General features: G+C 61.2%; 12 protein-coding genes and 1 pseudogene. 3 read left to right on the plus strand and 10 right to left on the minus strand.

Annotated features, from left to right (window positions below; genetic code table 11):
- Nucleotides 1–14 precede the first annotated feature (14 nt).
- From phaC (RS887_RS11645) to RS887_RS11685, 9 genes and pseudogenes are all read right to left on the minus strand, one after another.
- On the minus strand, nucleotides 15–1,697 hold the full coding sequence (phaC, locus tag RS887_RS11645; protein ID WP_322615498.1) for a class II poly(R)-hydroxyalkanoic acid synthase: 1,683 nt from the start codon (nucleotides 1,695–1,697) through the stop codon (nucleotides 15–17).
- Nucleotides 1,698–1,813: 116 nt separating this feature from the next.
- Nucleotides 1,814–2,668, minus strand: coding sequence for a poly(3-hydroxyalkanoate) depolymerase (phaZ, locus tag RS887_RS11650; protein WP_007975576.1), 855 nt, complete (start codon nucleotides 2,666–2,668; stop codon nucleotides 1,814–1,816).
- 164 nt (nucleotides 2,669–2,832) lie between these two features.
- The gene (gene phaC, locus RS887_RS11655) at nucleotides 2,833–4,512 is read right to left on the minus strand and encodes a class II poly(R)-hydroxyalkanoic acid synthase (RefSeq protein WP_322615499.1); all 1,680 of its coding nucleotides are present in this window, start codon (nucleotides 4,510–4,512) and stop codon (nucleotides 2,833–2,835) included.
- A 260-nt stretch (nucleotides 4,513–4,772) separates the two neighbouring features.
- Complete coding sequence (locus tag RS887_RS11660; RefSeq protein WP_008017032.1) at nucleotides 4,773–5,150, minus strand: gamma-butyrobetaine hydroxylase-like domain-containing protein; 378 nt, start codon at nucleotides 5,148–5,150, stop codon at nucleotides 4,773–4,775.
- Between the two features lie 64 nt (nucleotides 5,151–5,214).
- Nucleotides 5,215–6,552 (minus strand): HslU--HslV peptidase ATPase subunit, encoded by a 1,338-nt coding sequence (hslU, locus tag RS887_RS11665; RefSeq protein WP_322615500.1) that lies wholly within the window; start codon nucleotides 6,550–6,552, stop codon nucleotides 5,215–5,217.
- Between the two features lie 55 nt (nucleotides 6,553–6,607).
- Nucleotides 6,608–7,138 (minus strand): ATP-dependent protease subunit HslV, encoded by a 531-nt coding sequence (gene hslV, locus RS887_RS11670; RefSeq protein ID WP_057397142.1) that lies wholly within the window; start codon nucleotides 7,136–7,138, stop codon nucleotides 6,608–6,610.
- Between the two features lie 231 nt (nucleotides 7,139–7,369).
- A complete protein-coding gene (locus RS887_RS11675; RefSeq protein WP_322615501.1) occupies nucleotides 7,370–8,083 on the minus strand; it encodes an SPOR domain-containing protein in 714 nt (237 codons plus the stop codon).
- 1 nt (nucleotide 8,084) lies between these two features.
- A pseudogene (gene argS / locus RS887_RS11680) lies at nucleotides 8,085–9,758 on the minus strand (arginine--tRNA ligase).
- 270 nt (nucleotides 9,759–10,028) lie between these two features.
- Entirely contained in the window at nucleotides 10,029–12,248 is a 2,220-nt protein-coding gene (locus RS887_RS11685; protein WP_322615502.1) for a primosomal protein N', read from the minus strand.
- Nucleotides 12,249–12,532: 284 nt separating this feature from the next.
- Between RS887_RS11685 and rpmE the strand changes: the two genes are divergently transcribed.
- The 3 genes from rpmE to RS887_RS11700 all read left to right on the plus strand — a co-directional run bounded on the left by rpmE (nucleotide 12,533) and on the right by RS887_RS11700 (nucleotide 15,026).
- The gene (gene rpmE, locus RS887_RS11690) at nucleotides 12,533–12,751 is read left to right on the plus strand and encodes a 50S ribosomal protein L31 (RefSeq protein WP_007975586.1); all 219 of its coding nucleotides are present in this window, start codon (nucleotides 12,533–12,535) and stop codon (nucleotides 12,749–12,751) included.
- A 35-nt stretch (nucleotides 12,752–12,786) separates the two neighbouring features.
- On the plus strand, nucleotides 12,787–13,575 hold the full coding sequence (locus RS887_RS11695; RefSeq protein WP_322615503.1) for a thermonuclease family protein: 789 nt from the start codon (nucleotides 12,787–12,789) through the stop codon (nucleotides 13,573–13,575).
- A 182-nt stretch (nucleotides 13,576–13,757) separates the two neighbouring features.
- Entirely contained in the window at nucleotides 13,758–15,026 is a 1,269-nt protein-coding gene (locus RS887_RS11700) for a malic enzyme-like NAD(P)-binding protein (RefSeq protein ID WP_008017023.1), read from the plus strand.
- 266 nt (nucleotides 15,027–15,292) lie between these two features.
- Here RS887_RS11700 and RS887_RS11705 read toward each other — a convergent pair whose 3' ends face one another.
- On the minus strand, nucleotides 15,293–17,731 hold the full coding sequence (locus RS887_RS11705) for a penicillin-binding protein 1A (protein ID WP_416339967.1): 2,439 nt from the start codon (nucleotides 17,729–17,731) through the stop codon (nucleotides 15,293–15,295).
- Between the last annotated feature and the right edge of the window lie 12 nt (nucleotides 17,732–17,743).

Here is a 17,743-nt window from a genome sequence, read left to right on the forward strand (position 1 = left end):
TGGCTCGTTGAACGTCAGCGCACGCGCACGTAAGTACCGGGTGCTGCCTCCATTGGTGGGTAATTCTGGTTGCCGAGCGCCATGTGGGTTTCCTTCTGCGCGCCGGAGCGTTCCTGAATCCAGCCCAGCCATTGGGTCCACCAACTGCCGTCGACATGCCTGGCGTCGTAGTACCAGGCGCGGGGGTCGCTGCTCAGTTTGCCGTTTTCGACGTAGTTGGCTTTCGGGTTGCTCGGCGGGTTGAGGATGCTCTGCACATGGCCGCTGTTGGACAGCACGAAGCGTCGCTCGCCACCGAGCAGCAGTGTCGAGCGATACACCGCATCCCACGGCGTGATGTGATCGTTGATGCCGGCGACGCTGAAGCTGTCGACGGTGACCTTCTGCAAATCGATCGGCGTGCCACACACTTCCAGGCCGCCCGGGTGGGTCAGCGGGTTGTGCTTGAAGAAGTCCAGCAGGTCGCCATGCAGGGCGGCAGGCAGGCGGGTGTTGTCGTTGTTCCAGTAGAGAATGTCGAACGCCGGCGGCTCCTTGCCCAACAGGTAGTTGTTGACGAAGTAGCTCCAGATCAAATCGTTGGGGCGCATCCAGGCGAAGACCTTGGCCATGTCGCGGCCGTCCAGCACACCTTTCTGATAGGAGCGGCGCTTGGCGGCCTCCAGAGTCTGCTCGTCGGCGAACAGTGAAGCGGGGCTGTCCAGCTGGCTGTCGAGCAGGCTCACCAGATAAGTCGCACTGGACACCCTGCGCAGTTGCCGTTTGGCCTGCAAGTGGCCTTGCAATGCGGCAATGGTCAGCCCGCCGGCGCAGGCGCCCATCAGGTTGACCTCGCGTGCGCCGGTGATCGCCCGGCAGACATTCATGGCCTCTTCCACGGCTTCCACGTAGGTCGAAAGCCCCCATTCGCGGTGACGCACATCCGGGTTGCGCCAGCTGATCATGAAGGTTTGCAGGCCGTTTTTCAGCGCGTACTGGACGAAGCTGTTATGCGGGCTCAGGTCGAAAATGTAGTACTTGTTGATTTGTGGCGGCACCACCAACAAGGGTTTGGAATACTGCTTTTCGCTCATCGGCTTGTACTGGATCAACTCCAGCAGTTCGTTGCGAAACACCACGGCACCGGTGGTGGTGGCGACCGTCTTGCCGACCTCGAACGCTTGCTTGGTGACTTGTCGGGGCAGGCCATCGTTGTGCAGCAGATCGTCCACCAGATGGCCGATGCCACGCACCAGGCTGTTACCCCCGGAATTGAAAAGCTCCTTGACCGCCAATGGATTGAGCAGGGTGTTGGAGGGCGATACGGCGTCGTTGAGCAAGGCGAACGCGAAGTGGGCGCGGGCACGGTCGTCCGGGCTCATGTTGCTCTCGTCGATCCAGCTTTTGACCTGCTTCTGCCAGCTCAGATAAGCCTGCAGGCTGCGCCGATAAAACGGGTTGAGGCTCCACGCCGGATCGGCGAAGCGAGTGTCCTGCGGGTTGGTCGGGTGCAGGGTTTCGCCCAGCAACACACGACCAAGCTGGCCGCCGAGCTTGAGGGCATGTCGGGCACTGTGCACCGGATTGCGCAAGCCATGGGCGGCCACACTGCGCAGGGTCGATAACAGATCCCGGCCACGCAGGCCGGTAATCGCACTCTGTGCATTGATGAACGCGGCGGGAGTCGGTAAGGAATCCCTCGCTGGTTTCTCGCGCATGAGTCAACACTCCTTCGTCTTCAGGCAAAAAAACAAACACACCGAACCAGAACACCATAGACGCTGTAACGGATTGTTGCGCGGCGTGGCGTCCTGCCGGCCGCTGATGCAGCGGTTTAGCTGCCCAATGGCGCCGGACGCGGATGCATCACCGCGCGCTGGCGCTCCTCCTCCAGGAATTTCATGATGATCGGGGCCACCGCTTCGGCCCGGGTGATCAGGAACAAATGCCCGTCATCGATGATGTGCAACTGGGCGTTTGGAATCCGCCAGGCCAGCAAGCGCATGTTGACCAACGGGATCAGTGGGTCATCGTCGCCGGCCAGTACCAGGGTCGGCTGACGGATCTTGTGCAACCAGTGAATGCTGGTCCAGCCAAGGCCGGCGAACAGCTGCCAGTAGTAACCGAGTTTGCCCGCCGAACGCACCTTGGCCGCATGGCTCGCGGCCAGCGTCGGGTCGCGACGGAAAGCGCCGCCGTAGATCATCGGCGCGATGCGGATCACGTGGGACGGCTGGATGTAACGTCGCGGGCTGGCCATCATCCACAACACTTTCGGCTTGCCCGGTACCATCACCGCACCCGCCGCCGTCGCCGCCAGCACGAGTTTCTTGCAGCGCTCGGGATAGTCGTAAGCGAACTGTTGGGCCAGGGCGCCACCCCAGGATACGCCGATGACGTTGACCTGCCCGTAGTCGAGATAGTCGAGCATCCGCGCCGTGAGCTTGGCCAGTCCCGGAAAGCGATACGGCCGGTTCGGTGTCGACGAACCGCCGACGCCGGGTACGTCGAAAGCGATGACTTCCAGGTCCGGGTCCAGCGCCGCGATGAACGGGAACACCAGCTCCAGGTTGGCGCCAATGCCGTTGAAAATCAGCAGGGGCGTCAAGTGAGGCTTGCCGGGGCGTACCGCCGTGCGGAGCGTCTGGCCATCCAGATCGACGGTACGGAATATGAAGGGTTGCGGCATGCTTCTGGCCCTGTGGGTCGCTCTTTCGAATTCGTCCTCGATCCCTTGTAGGAGCGAGCTTGCTCGCGAAAAACGTGCGGGCAACGCGTTATCCAGGCAGTACGCGTTATCGTTAACGTCCATCGCGAGCAAGCTCGCTCCTACAGTAGGGCGAGGTGTGTCAGTTACCGCTCATGCACGTAAGTGCCCGGTGCGGCTTCCCCTTCCGGGTAGGCCTTGTTGCCGAGTTTTGCCGGTGCTTTTTTCAGGTTGCCCGAACGCTGTGCCTGCCATGCCTGCCAGTGCAGCCACCAGGAGTCGGCGTGCTTGGTCGACTCTTCCTGCCAGTCATCGGCATTGGCGGGCATTTCGGTGCTGGTCATGTAGCGCGATTTCGGATTGCCCGGCGGGTTCAGAATGCTCTGGATGTGCCCGCTGCTGGACAGCACGAATTCAACGTTACCGCCGAACAGTTGCGCCGACTTGTAGCAAGAGCGCCACGGGGTGATGTGGTCGTTGGTGCCGGCCAGCGAGAAGATATCGGCGGTGACCTTCTTCAGATCGATCGGTGTGCCGCACACTTCCAGTGCATCGGCACGGGTCAACGGATTACTTTTGAACATTTCGATCAGGTCGCCATGGAACGCGGCGGGCAAGCGGGTGGTGTCGTTGTTCCAGAACAGAATGTCGAATACCGGCGGTTCGTTGCCCAACAGGTAGTTGTTGACCCAGTAGTTCCAGATCAGGTCGTTGGGACGCATCCAGGCGAAGACTTTTGCCATGTCGCGGCCTTCGAGGACACCGGCCTGGTAGGAGTGGCGCTTGGCGGCTTCGAGGGTCTGCTCGTCGACGAACAGGGCCACATCGCTGTCCAGGGTAGTGTCGAGCACGCTGACCAGCAGGGTCAGGGCGTTGACCTTGTTCTCGCCGATTGCTGCGTAGTGGCCCAGCAGCGCGGTGCAGGTGATGCCGCCGGAGCAGGCACCGAGCATGTTCACGTCTTTGCTGCCGGTAATGGCGGTGACCACATCAACCGCTTCCTTGAGCGCTTCGATGTAGGTCGACAGGCCCCACTCGCGCTGCTCCTTGGTCGGGTTGCGCCAGCTGACGATGAAGGTCTGCACGTTGTTGCGCAGGCAGAACCGCGCCAGGCTTTTTTCCGGGCTCAGGTCGAAGACGTAGAACTTGTTGATCTGCGGCGGTACCACCAGCAGTGGGCGTTCATGCACCTGCTCGGTGATTGGCTTGTACTGGATCAGCTCCAGCACGTCGTTGCGAAAGACCACCGCACCCTCGGTCACACCCAGGGTCTTGCCGACCTCGAAGGCGCCCATGTTGACCTGGCTCGGCATGCCGCCGTTATGTACCAGGTCCTTGGCCAGATGCGAGAGGCCATCGAGCAGGCTTTTACCACCGGTTTCGAAGAAGCGCTTGACCGCCGCCGGGTTGGCCGCCGTGTTGGTCGGGGCGAAGGCTTCGGTCATGAGGTTGATCACGAAGTGCCCGCGGCTGATGTCTTTGGGCGGCAGGTTGCTGTCGTCGATCCAGTCATGGAGTTCCTTGCGCCATGCCAGGTAGGTTTGCAGATAACGTTTGTAGAGCGGATTCTGGCTCCAGGCCGGATCCGCGAAGCGACGGTCATCGCTGGTCGGTTGAAGCTCGGATTTGCCGAACAGCACGTTCTTGAGTTCAAGGCCGAAATGAGCGACATGCCTGGCGCTGTGAATCGGTTGTTTGATGGCCTGCCTGAGCACCATTCGAGCAGAACCCAGTAGATCTTTTCCACGCAGCCCAACGACAGGATTCAGTCCCAAGGTGTTTTCCGAGGCCTGATACTTCAAGTCATCGTTATTCTTGTTACTCATCTACGACGCTCCATTGTCCTGAGACGAGTACCGGGGTCCTGCTGTGTAGTCACACAGCCAAGGCCAGGTACTACTGCTCGGGTGACCGTTAATTCTGCATCGCTGCTTTTTAGTTCGCAGAGAGCACTGCAGGGAACTTGCCAGTTCCATTGGTTACCCGAGTTTAATTTTTTTCGCAAGCAGGCCAATGACTGACCTCGCGGCCAAGCATTCAAACAGATGAAATTAGAAAATGCCCTCTAAAGAGCAAAAGGCTCAGGCTAGAGCATCAGCTTGACGACGGATTCGTTCGGATCGCGGGTTTTTCCGGCGGCTTTCAGTTCGGCCAGATAATCATCCCAGAGTGCGTCATAACGTCGCGCCAGTTCGTAGAGGTATTCCCAGGTAAACAGACCACTGTCGTGACCGTCATCGAAGGTCAGTTTCAGTGCGTACTGACCGGCCGGTTCTACCTTGGTCAGGCCTACGTTGATCTTGCCAAATTGCAGGATGGGTTTGCCGTGGCCCTGGACCTCGGCGGAAGGAGAGTGCACGCGAAGGAATTCGGCGGGCAGGGTGTATTCCTCGCCGGACGCGTATTTCAGCGACAGGGTTTTCGAGGCTTTGTGCAGCTTGATGTCGGTGGGGAGTTGGGTCATGAGCGCCGTTCCGTTCAGGATGGAACCCTGTAGGAGCGAGCAAGCTCGCTCCTACAAGTATGGCTTACAGGATATAACGGGAAAGGTCTTCGTTCTGCGCCAATTCGCCCAGGTGGCTGTTGACGTAGTCGGCGTCGATCTGGATCACCTTGTCGTCATGGGCGCTGGCCAGGTCGCCGGCGCTGAACGACACCTCTTCGAGCAGGCGCTCGAGCAAGGTGTGCAGGCGACGGGCACCGATGTTTTCGGTTTTCTCGTTGACCTGCCAGGCGATCTCGGCGATGCGCTTGATGCCGCTCGGCTGGAACTCGATGCCCAGGCCTTCGGTTTTCAGCAGCGCGCAATATTGCTCGGTGAGCGAGGCGTGCGGTTCGCTGAGGATGCGTTCGAAGTCTTCTGGCGAAAGGGCCTTGAGTTCGACACGAATCGGCAGGCGACCTTGCAGTTCCGGCACCAGGTCGCTCGGCTTGCTCAGGTGAAACGCACCGGAAGCAATGAACAGGATGTGGTCGGTCTTGACCATGCCCAGCTTGGTGTTGACGGTGCAGCCTTCGATCAGCGGCAGCAAGTCGCGCTGCACGCCTTCGCGGGATACATCGACGCCACCGGTATTGCCACGCTTGGCGACCTTGTCGATTTCGTCGATGAACACGATGCCGTGCTGCTCGACCGCTTCCAGGGCCTTGGCCTTCAACTCTTCATCGTTGACCAGGCGGCTGGCTTCTTCGTCGCGCACCAGCTTGAGCGCTTCCTTGACCTTGAGCTTGCGGCTCTTGCGCTTGCCCTTGCCCATGTTGGCAAACAGGCTTTGCAGCTGGTTGGTCATTTCTTCCATGCCCGGTGGCGCAGAGATGTCGACGCCGGCCATCTCGGCGACTTCGATTTCGATCTCCTTGTCGTCCAGCTGACCTTCACGCAGGCGCTTGCGGAACAGCTGACGGGTGTTGGAGTCCTGGGTCGGGGCATCGTCGTTGCTGAAGCCCATGCGTGCTGGTGGCAGCAGGGCGTCGAGGATGCGCTCTTCAGCGGCGTCTTCGGCACGGTGGCGAACCTTGGTGATTTCCTGCTCACGCAGCAGTTTGATCGCGGCGTCGGCCAGGTCACGAATGATCGATTCGACGTCGCGGCCGACATAGCCGACTTCGGTGAACTTGGTCGCTTCGACCTTGATGAACGGTGCGTTGGCCAGTTTCGCCAGGCGACGGGCGATCTCGGTTTTACCGACACCGGTCGGGCCGATCATCAGGATGTTCTTTGGCGTTACTTCAACACGCAGCTCTTCAGGCAGCTGCATGCGGCGCCAGCGGTTGCGCAGGGCAATGGCGACGGCGCGCTTGGCATCGTCCTGGCCGATGATGTGGCGGTTGAGTTCGTGGACGATTTCACGGGGGGTCATGGGCATGATATTCAGTGGACCTCAAGCAAGAATGGGCCGTGGTGCGGTGGGCTGCACGGGCTTACTCGGCGCAGTCCTGCTCCTCAATGGTCTGGGTGTGGTTGGTGAATACACAGATGTCGCCGGCGATACCGAGGGCGGTTTCGACGATTTCCCGGGCCGACAGGTCGGTCTTCTTCAGCAGTGCGCTGGCAGCGGCCTGGGCGTAGGCGCCACCGGAACCCATGGCGATCAGGCCTTCTTCGGGCTCGACCACGTCGCCGTTGCCGGTGATGATCAGGGAGGCATCCTTGTTGGCGACCGCGAGCATGGCTTCAAGGCGGCTCAGGGAGCGGTCGGTGCGCCATTCCTTGGCGAGCTCGACAGCGGCGCGAACCAGGTGGCCCTGGTGTTTTTCAAGCTGGCCTTCGAAGCGTTCGAAGAGGGTAAAGGCGTCAGCGGTGGCACCGGCAAACCCGGCGATGACCTGGCCGTGGTACAGGCGACGAACTTTTTTCGCGTTGCCTTTCATCACGGTATTGCCGAGGGAAACCTGGCCGTCGCCGCCCATGACGACTTTGCCATAGCGGCGAACTGAAACGATGGTGGTCAAGGGAAGAGTCTCCATGCAGCGGGGCGAAAATGCCTTATCCCAACACATATGGGGGTGGTGGAAAGGATTTCAACTGTGGAGCGGGAGAGGGGACGAGCGGTGGCTTGGCCGAAGGTCTTGTGGTGACTGTCCTGACGCTTTCGCGGGCAAGCCCGCTCCCACAGGATGTACGCCAACACTGTGGGAGCGAGCTTGCTCGCGATGAACGATGACGCGGATTAGCTGACTGAATCAGCGGTTCTGGCGTTGTTGTAACAACAGATTGCTGAAGCCCGCTCCGGCCAGTTGTTTCTGGGCGGTGGTCAGTTGTTCGCGGTTGCTGAACGGTCCCACCAGCACCCGATACCAGGTTTCGTCCTTCACCGTGCCCGACTCGACCGAGACAGCCTGACCCAGCAGGATAATCTGCGCCCGAACCTTGTCCGCATCGGCCTCCTTGCGGAACGAACCGGCTTGCAGGAAGAACCTGGTCACCGGTGCCGCCTTGACCGGAGGTGCTGGTGGAGGCGTGATCCCGGCCAGGGCTGCCTGGGCGCGAGCCGTGTCGATCTTCGCTGCTTCGGCCGGGGTGACCGGCGTTGTCGGAATGGCCGGCACTTGTGGCGTCGGCAACGTTTTTTCCGGCACGGCATCCGGCGGCACGATGACTTCCGACTCCGGCAGCAGGGTGTAGAAGTCGTACTTCGGCTTCACCGGTTGCGTAGGGCTCGGCGGGGTCTTGTTGGCCTCGGCGATCTTGCTGGCTTTCTGCTGTTGCTGTTGCTCGACCTTTTCACGCTTGACCGTGTCGCTACCCTTGCCCGGCTCCAGCTTCATCAGGAACACGATGAAGGCGCCGACCGTCAGGCCGATGGCCATCCACAGCCAGCCCGGGATCGGTTGTTTTGCAGGAGCTTGGTAACGGCTGGCGCCACGCTTGGGTGCAGGTTTTTTCTTGGCAGCCAACTTACATGCGCTCCAGAGTTTCCAGGCCCAGGAGTTCCAGGCCTTGCTTGAGAGTGCGTCCGGTCAGCGCGGCGAGGCGCAGGCGGCTCTGCGTTTGTGCCGGGGTATCGGCGGCGAGGATCGGGCAGTTCTCGTAGAAGCTGGAGAACAGGCCGGCGACGTCGTACAGGTAAGTGCAGAGGATGTGCGGGGTGCCTTTTTCGGACACGTTGTTCAGAATTTCACCGAACTGCGCGAGTTTCGCCGCCAGTTCGTGTTCGTGCGCCGCTTCCAGAACGATCTGGCCGTCGACTTCGCTGAAGTCCTTGCCGAGTTTGCGGAACACACCGGCCACGCGGGTATAGGCGTACAGCAGGTACGGCGCGGTGTTGCCTTCGAAGTTGAGCATCAGGTCGAAGTTGAAGCTGTAGTCGCTGGTGCGGTGCTTGGACAGGTCAGCGTATTTCACCGCGCCGATGCCCACGACCTTGGCGATGTTGCGCAGCTCGGCTTCGGCCAGCTCCGGGTTCTTGTCCTTGACCAGGGTGTAGGCGCGTTCCTGGGCTTCGGTCAGCAGGTCGATCAGCTTCACGGTGCCGCCATCACGGGTCTTGAACGGACGGCCGTCAGCACCGTTCATGGTGCCGAAGCCCATGTGTTCCATTTCCATCGGATGGGTCACGAAACCGGCCTTGCGCGCCACGGCGAACACTTGCTGGAAGTGCAGGGCCTGACGCTGGTCGACGAAGTACAGCGCGCGATCGGCCTTGAGCTTGCCGCTGCGGTAGCGCACGGCCGCCAGGTCGGTGGTGGCGTACAGATAGCCGCCGTCAGCCTTGACGATGATCACCGGCAGCGGGTCGCCGTCGGCGTTCTTGAACTCGTCGAGGAACACGCACTGGGCGCCGTTGCTTTCGACCAGCATGCCCGCTGCCTTCAAATCGTTGACCACGTTGATCAGGTCGTCGTTGTAGGCACTTTCGCCCATCACGTCGGCCATGGTCAGTTTGACGTTGAGCAGTTCGTAGATCTTCTGGCAGTGGGACAGCGAGATGTCCTTGAACTTGGTCCACAGCGCCAGGCAGTCGGCATCGCCGGCCTGCAACTTGACCACCAGACCACGGGCGCGGTCGGCGAACTCTTCGGATTCGTCGAAGCGTTGCTTGGCGGCGCGATAGAAGTTTTCCAGGTCCGACAGTTCGTCGCTGGTGATCGGGTTTTCCTGCAGGTAAGCCATCAGCATGCCGAACTGGTGCCCCAGTCACCGACGTGGTTCTGACGGATCACGGTGTCGCCGAGGAACTCCAGAACACGGGCCACGCCGTCGCCGATGATGGTCGAGCGCAGGTGACCGACGTGCATCTCTTTAGCCAGGTTCGGAGCCGACAGGTCGACCACGGTGCGCTGTACCGGACCGGCCTTGCGCACGCCGATGTTGGCGTCGGCCAGGGCGGCGTCCAGGCGTGCGGCCAGGGCGTCGGTGTTCTGGAAGAATTCAGGAAGCCCGGGCCGGCGATTTCGGTCTTGGCGACGTTTTCGTCAGCCGGCAGCGCGGCAATGATTTTTCCGCCAGATCGCGGGGCTTCATGCCGGCCGGCTTGGCCAGCATCATGGCAATGTTGCTGGCGAAGTCGCCGTTCTTCTTGTCGCGGGAATTTTCCACCTGGATCGCCGGCGACAGGCCTTCAGGCAACACACCTTAGTTGACGAGTTGGGTGATGGCTTGTTGGATCAGCTGGCGAATGGTGTCTTTCATGGTCTTCTCTTTCGACCGCAGGCGCGGCGGCGCATCATGCGCTGGTGGAAAAACTGGGCATTATCCGTTGCGAATTCGGGCTTGCCAACCTTAGCAGGCAGGATGTGGATGTGTGGTGACAAATTTGGCCGTTATCGCGAGCAGGCTCGCTCCCACAATGAAATGCCGACGCCTGTGGGAGCGAGCCTGCTCGCGATAACGATCTTTCTACTAATACAAGTCAACGGGATCAACATCCAGCGACCAACGCACCGCCCGCCCGCTCGGCATCTGTTCCAGCACCAGCAACCAGTTGGCAAGCAACCGATGCAAAGGTGCCCGGGCCGTCGCCTGCAACAACAACTGCGCACGATATCGTCCGGCCCGACGTTCCATTGGTGCCGGTACAGGCCCCAGCAGCTCGATGCCGGTCAGGTTCTGTTCGGCCAGTAAACGCTCGGCCTCGCTGCACGCCTCATCCAGGAAGCCTTCGGCCTGACCCGGTTTGTGCGCCTCGGCTCGCAGAAGCGCCAAATGCGCGAACGGCGGAAGACCCGCCGCGCGACGTTCGCTCAGGGCCTGTTCGGCGAAGGCGAAATAGCCTTGCTCGGTCAGTTGCACCAGCAGCGGATGGTCGGCCAGGTGCGTCTGGATAATCACCTTGCCCGGCTCTTCGGCGCGGCCTGCGCGACCGGCGACCTGGACGATCAACTGTGCCATGCGCTCGCTGGCGCGGAAGTCGCCAGAGAACAGACCGCCGTCGGCGTCGAGGATCGACACCAGCGTCACCCGTGGAAAGTGATGGCCTTTGGCAAGCATTTGCGTGCCGATCAGGATGCACGGCTGGCCTTTTTGAATGGTTGCGAACAACTGGTTCATCGCGTCCTTGCGCGATGTACTGTCGCGGTCGACCCGCAGCACCGGATAGTCCGGGAACAGAATCGCCAGGCGCTCCTCGGCCCGTTCGGTACCGGCGCCAACGGGACGCAGATCGACCTTGTTGCACTTCGGGCATTGGCGCGGCACGCGTTCAACATAGCCGCAATGGTGGCAGCGCAACTCGCCATAACGCTGATGCACGGTCATCCGCGCATCGCAGCGCTGACACTCCGACATCCAGCCACAGTCATGGCACAACAGGGTCGGGGCGAAGCCGCGGCGGTTGAGGAACACCAGGACCTGCTGCCCGGCGGCCAGGGTCTGGCCAATGGCTTGTTGCATCGGCCCGGAAATGCCGCTGTCCAGCGGGCGACTTTTGACATCCAGGCGCAGGAAACGCGGCTGCTTGGCACCGCCGGCGCGCTCGTTCAGGCGCAGGAGTCCGTAGCGGCCGGTGTAGGCGTTGTGCAGGCTTTCCAGTGAAGGGGTGGCGGAACCGAGGACGATCGGGATGCGTTCCTGTCGCGCCCGTACCAGTGCCAGATCGCGGGCGTGGTAGCGCAAACCTTCCTGTTGTTTATAGGAACCGTCGTGCTCTTCGTCGATGATGATCAGGCCGGGGTTCTTCATCGGCGTGAACAGGGCAGAGCGAGTGCCGATAATGATGTCGGCCTCACCGTCCCGGGCGGCCAGCCAGGCATCGAGGCGTTCGCGGTCATTCACCGCCGAATGGATCAGCGCGATGCGGGCATTGAAACGTTGCTCGAAGCGCGCCAGGGTCTGCGGGCCCAGGTTGATTTCCGGGATCAGCACCAGTGCCTGCTTGCCGGCCTCCAGCGTTTCGCGGATCAACTGCAAATAGACTTCGGTCTTGCCGCTGCCGGTGACGCCGGCCAGCAGGAACGCGTGATAACTGTCGAAACCGGCGCGAATCGCCTCATAGGCGGCGCGTTGCTCCGGGTTCAGCGGGAGTTCCGGTTGCGCCAGCCAGTGTTCGTGGCGGGCGCCCGGAGCGTGGCGGCGGATCTCGACTTGCACCAGCTCCTTGGCCAGCAGCAAATCCAGGCTGTCCTTGCTCAGCATCAGCTTGCTCAGCAATTGATGGGCGACGCCGTGGGGATGCTGGGCCAGCGTGGCCAGGGCTTCGCGCTGGCGCGGGGCGCGGGCGATGCGCGGATCATCGAGGCTGGCGCCCGGCGCGGCGGACCAGAAGCGTTCCTGGCGTGCTTCGGCCAGCTCACCCTGGCGCAGCAGTACCGGCAGTGCCCAGCTCAAGGTGTCGCCGAGGCTGTGCTGGTAATACTGGGAGGTCCACAGGCACAGCTTGAACAGCGCGGGCGGCAGCGGTGGGGTAGCGTCGAGCAGGGCCAGGGCCGGCTTGAGTTTCTCGGCCGGCACTTCGCTGGTGTTGGTGACTTCCACCAGGATTCCGATCATTTCGCGCCGGCCGAACGGTACCCGCAGGCGCATGCCTGGGTGCAACTGGCTGCGCAGGACGCCGGCCGGAGCGCGGTAGTCGAACAGGCGGCGCAGCGGCGAGGGCAGGGCGAGGCGCAGAATGGCGTCGGGCACGCGGGGGATCTCGATCAGCGAAAAGTAATCAGCAGTGCCATGACCTGTGGGAGCGGGCTTGCTCGCGAAGACGGAGTGTCAGTCAGCATTTAAGTCGTCTGACACACCGCTTTCGCGAGCAAGCCCGCTCCCACAGGGGGGGCGATTTGGCCGGGAGCCTAGCAGACGGTCGGTAGAAGCGACAGCTTGCGTGATCAGGATTGTCTGGTAGAATCCGCGGCCTAATTACGTGCGGTATTCAACAATAGTGTTGGGTGGCGGCACGCTAGCCTGAGGAAAACACCATGAAAGCTGATATCCATCCAGAATACCCAGCAGTTGCTGTTACCTGCAGCTGCGGCAACAAGTTCGAAACCCGTTCGACCTTCGGCAAAGCCCTGGCGATCGACGTTTGCAACGAATGCCACCCGTTCTACACCGGTAAGCAGAAGACTCTGGACACCGGTGGTCGCGTACAGAAGTTCGCCGACCGTTTCGGTGCTTTCGGCGCGAAAAAGGCCTAAGGCCGATCAACTTGGGAAGCCGCTACGGTTTTTCCATGCTGATGAAGAAGGCGTCCCTTGCGGGCGCCTTTTTTGTGTCCGCGATTTGGCTGTCTGGCGCCCAGGCCTTTTGCCCGGCACCAGTCGGCCTGACGCCCGTTGCGGTGCAGCGGGTGGTGGACGGCGACACCCTGCGCCTGAGCGATGGCCGCAATGTGCGCATGATCGGCTTGAACACGCCGGAGCTGGGCAAGAAGGGCCATTCCGACGAACCGTTCGCCGTGGCCGCGCGCAAACGCCTCGAAGCCTTGGTGGCGGCGAGTGACGGGCGGGTCGGGCTGGTGCCTGGCAAGGAAAGCAAGGATCATTACGGCCGCACCCTGGCCCATGTCTACGGTGCAGATGGCGCCAATCTGGAAGCGCAAATGCTCGCCGAAGGCCTGGGTTTTCAGGTGGCGGTGGCGCCGAATGTCGATCTGGTCGCCTGTCAGCAAGCCGCCGAGCGCAATGCTCGACAGGCCGGGCTGGGTGTCTGGCGCCAGTCGCCTGTACTGAAAGCGGAGCAGATCAGCGCTTCCGGTTTTGCCGTGCTCAGCGGTCGCGTGAGCAAGGTGCAGCGCAATCGCGGCGGAGTTTGGATCGAGTTACAGGATTCGGTTGTATTGCGCGTTGCACCCAATCTGCTGTCGCGCTTCGATGTGAATTCGCTGGAAAGCCTCAAAGGCAAGCAGGTCGAGGCGCGCGGCTGGGTGCTGGATCGCTCGCGCAAAGGCGGTCTCAAGGAAGGCCAGGCCCGCTGGATGTTGCCCTTGACCGACCCGGCGATGCTTCAAGCGCTACTGTGATAAAAAATTGTAGACATTTTTTCTGCCGATTGTGAACAGTCTAACCCTTGTGAGCCGTGGCTCTTGGCCCAAAGTCGTAGGGCAGGGCGCTTGACAGGGGTGACCAGTCAGTCTTGTGGGGACTTTGCGAGGCGCGTATCCTCGCTGACCAGTCTGTCCAACAGTAAAAGCGGAATGCCAAAATGTCTGATCTGAAAACTGCCGCTCTCGAATATCACGCCAATCCTCGTCCAGGGAAGCTGAGTGTCGAGCTCACCAAGGCCACTGCTACCGCTCGCGACTTGTCGCTGGCCTACAGCCCGGGCGTAGCCGAACCAGTACGCGAGATCGCCCGCGATCCTGAACTGGCCTACAAGTACACCGGCAAAGGCAACCTGGTTGCAGTCATTTCCGATGGCACCGCGATTCTCGGCCTGGGTAACCTCGGCCCATTGGCTTCCAAGCCAGTGATGGAAGGTAAAGGCGTACTGTTCAAGCGCTTCGCCGGCATCGATGTTTTCGACATCGAAGTCGACTCCGAAAGCCCGCAGGCCTTCATCGACACCGTCAAGCGCATCTCCATCACCTTCGGTGGCATCAACCTGGAAGACATCAAGGCACCAGAGTGCTTTGAAATCGAACGCGCTCTGATCGAGCAGTGCGATATTCCGGTATTCCACGATGACCAGCACGGCACCGCTATCGTGACCGCCGCCGGCATGATCAACGCCCTGGAAATCGCTGGCAAAACCCTGCCGCAAGCCAAGATCGTCTGCCTGGGTGCCGGCGCTGCCGCCATCTCCTGCATGAAGTTGCTGGTGAGCATGGGCGCCAACATCGAAAACATCTACATGGTCGACCGTACCGGTGTGATCCACTCCGGCCGTGACGACCTGAACCAGTACAAGGCGGTGTTCGCTCACGCGACCGACAAGCGCACCCTGGCTGACGCCCTGCAAGGCGCTGACGTGTTCGTAGGCCTGTCCGGCCCGAACCTGCTGAGCCCTGAAGGCCTGCTGTCCATGGCGGCCAACCCGATCGTGTTCGCGTGCTCCAACCCTGATCCGGAAATCTCCCCAGAGTTGGCACACGCTACCCGTAGCGACGTGATCATGGCCACCGGTCGTTCCGACTACCCGAACCAGGTCAACAACGTACTGGGCTTCCCGTTCATCTTCCGTGGTGCCCTCGACGTTCGCGCCAAGCGCATCAACGAAGAAATGAAAGTGGCTGCGGCCAACGCCCTGCGTGAACTGGCCAAGCTGCCAGTACCTCAGGAAGTGTGCGACGCCTATGGCGGCATCAAGCTGGAATTCGGTCGTGAGTACATCATTCCGAAACCAATGGATGCTCGTCTGATCACCCTGATCTCCGATGCCGTGGCCAAAGCCGCCATCGAGACCGGTGTGGCGACCCTGCCGTATCCGAAGAACTACCCGCTGAAAAGCGTGGATGACGTGTTCAACGGCTAAGCCGTTGTAGCGCTTCAACAGAAAGCCCCGGCTCGTGAGAGTTGGGGTTTTTTTATGCCTGAAGGTTTTGTGTTACCTGCGCTGACGCCTTCGCGAGCAAGCTCGCTCCCACAGGGATCGGTTGCGTGTATAAATTCTATGGGCGCCATCGCTCACTGTGGGAGCGAGCTTGCTCGCGATGAGGCCGGTTCATTCAATGCAAAACTGTCAGGCAGAAAAAAGCCCCGCACTTCTTCCGAAGGCGGGGCTTTTCAGTATTGCCGCGATCAGAACAAATCGATCGGCGCCTGTTCGTCCGCTGGCAACGGACTGCCCGGTGCCGTGCCACTGCCAATTTCGTTGACCGACGGTGGCGTATCTTCGGCCTTGAACAGCTCGAAGTAGGCGCCCGGCGTGCCCGGGCTAGCAGCGCGGCCGCTGACCGGGTCGACTCGCAGGCTGAGGATGCCTTCCGGCTCAGGTTGCGTATGCGGCGGTTTGCCTTTGAGCGCGGGGCCCATGTAGTTCATCCAGATCGGCAGCGCGACGGTGCCACCGAACTCCTTGCGACCCAGGCTTTCCGGTTGATCGAAACCGGTCCACACGGTCGTCACGTAATCGGCGTTGTAGCCGGAGAACCAGGCGTCCTTGGATTCGTTGGTCGTACCGGTCTTGCCGGCGATGTCGGGGCGGCCCAGGGCCAGTGCGCGGCGACCGGTGCCGAGCTTGATTACGTCCTCGAGCATGCTGTTGAGGATGTAGGTGGTGCGCCCGTCAATGATGCGTTCAGCCACGGCGGGTGCCTGTGGCGTCGGCGTCCCGCCCGGGACTTCGCCCGGCGTTACGTTGACCGTGAAGGCTTGAGGGGCAGGTGCGGCAATGCCATCGCTGGCAGCGCCGCCCTGAGGCACGCTCGGCGGGTTGGCGACGAACAGTGTGTCGCCGTTGCGGCTTTCGATCTTGTCGATGATGTACGGGGTGATCTTGTAGCCGCCGTTGGCGAAGGCGCTCCAGCCAGTGGCGATTTCCATGGGCGTCAGGGTTGCGGTGCCCAGCGCCAGGGACAGGTTGGGTGGCAGGTCCTGTTTGTTGAAGCCGAAGCGAGTGATGTAGTCGATGGTCTTGCCGACGCCCATCGCCTGCAGCAAGCGAATCGACACCAGGTTGCGCGACTTGTACAGCGCTTCACGCAGGCGAATCGGGCCGAGGAAGGTGTTGGTGTCGTTCTTCGGACGCCAGACCTTGTCCAGGTACTCGTCGACGAACACGATCGGTGCGTCGTTCACCAGGCTGGAGGCGGTGTAGCCGCTGTCCAGTGCGGCGCTGTAGACGAACGGTTTGAAGCTCGAACCCGGCTGGCGCTTGGCCTGCAATGCGCGGTTGTAGTTGCTCTGCTCGAAGGCGAAACCGCCGACCAGCGAACGAATGGCGCCGTTTTGTGGGTCCAGGGACACCAGCGCGCCCTGGGCCTGCGGGATCTGGCTGAACTTCAGCGAATTGTCCGGCTGACGCTGCACGCGAATCAGATCGCCGACCTGGGCCACGTCCGACGGTTGCTTCGGGTTGGCGCCCATGCTGTTGGTATTCAGGAACGGCCGGGCCCATTTCATGGTGTCCCAGTTCACGTGTTCCTGACCGGTGCGGGTCAGCACTTGCAGGCCGTTCTTGTCGACCTGCATCACGATGGCCGGTTCCAGGCTGCTGATGGTGCGTTGTTTGGTCAGCTCGGTTGCCCAGGCTTCGCGAGTCTTGCCCGGCAGCCGCGACTCGGGTCCGCGATAGCCGTGGCGCTGATCGTAGGTCATCAGGCCTTCGTGGACGGCGGTGTTGGCCAGTTCCTGGAGATCGCTCGGCACCGTGGTGGTGACGCGGAAGCCTTCGGTATACGCGTCGCTGCCATAGCGTCCGACCATTTCGGCACGGGCCATTTCGGCGATGTACGGGGCGTTCACTTCCGGGGTCGGCACGTGATAGCTGGCGTTCAGCGGCTCGTTGACCGCTGCGGTGTAATCGGCCTCGCTGATTTTTCCGAGCTTGTACATACGCCACAGGATCCAGTCGCGACGCTCCTTGCTGCGCGCCGGGTTGGCCAGCGGGTTGAAGCGCGACGGCGCCTTGGGCAGGCCGGCAATCATCGCCATCTGCGCCAGGCTGACATCGCGGATCGATTTGCCGTAATAAACCTGCGCTGCCGCCTCGATGCCGTACGCACGGTTACCCAGATAGATCTTGTTGACGTATAGCTCGAGGATCTCGTCCTTGGTCAACTGTCGTTCAATTTGCAGGGCCAGCAGGATCTCGGTGGTCTTGCGCGAAAAGCTGCGTTCGCTGCTCAGGAAGAAGTTCTTCGCGACCTGCATGGTGATCGTGCTGCCGCCGGACTGGATGTGTCCGCTTTTGATCAACTGGGTCGCGGCACGCATCAGGCTGCTCGGATCGACGCCGTAGTGGTTGGCGAAATTGTCGTCTTCAGCACTTAGTAACGCATTGATGAAGTTGGGGGGAATGTCGGCGAAACGGATCGGTGTACGGCGCATTTCACCGAATTCTGCGATCAACTTGTTATCGCTGCTGTAGACCCGCAAAGGAATCTGCAACTGGATGCTTCTCAGCGCCTCCACGGACGGCAGCCCGGGACTAAGGTAGAGGTACGCCCCGCTCAGACCCAGAAGGAGTCCGCAGAAAACCGCGACGATGGACCAACCGAAAAACTTCAGCAGACGAATCAAGGCTTTTGG

It is taken from the genome of Pseudomonas sp. BIC9C (assembly GCF_034541995.1).
Lineage (GTDB): Bacteria > Pseudomonadota > Gammaproteobacteria > Pseudomonadales > Pseudomonadaceae > Aquipseudomonas > Aquipseudomonas fluorescens_CC.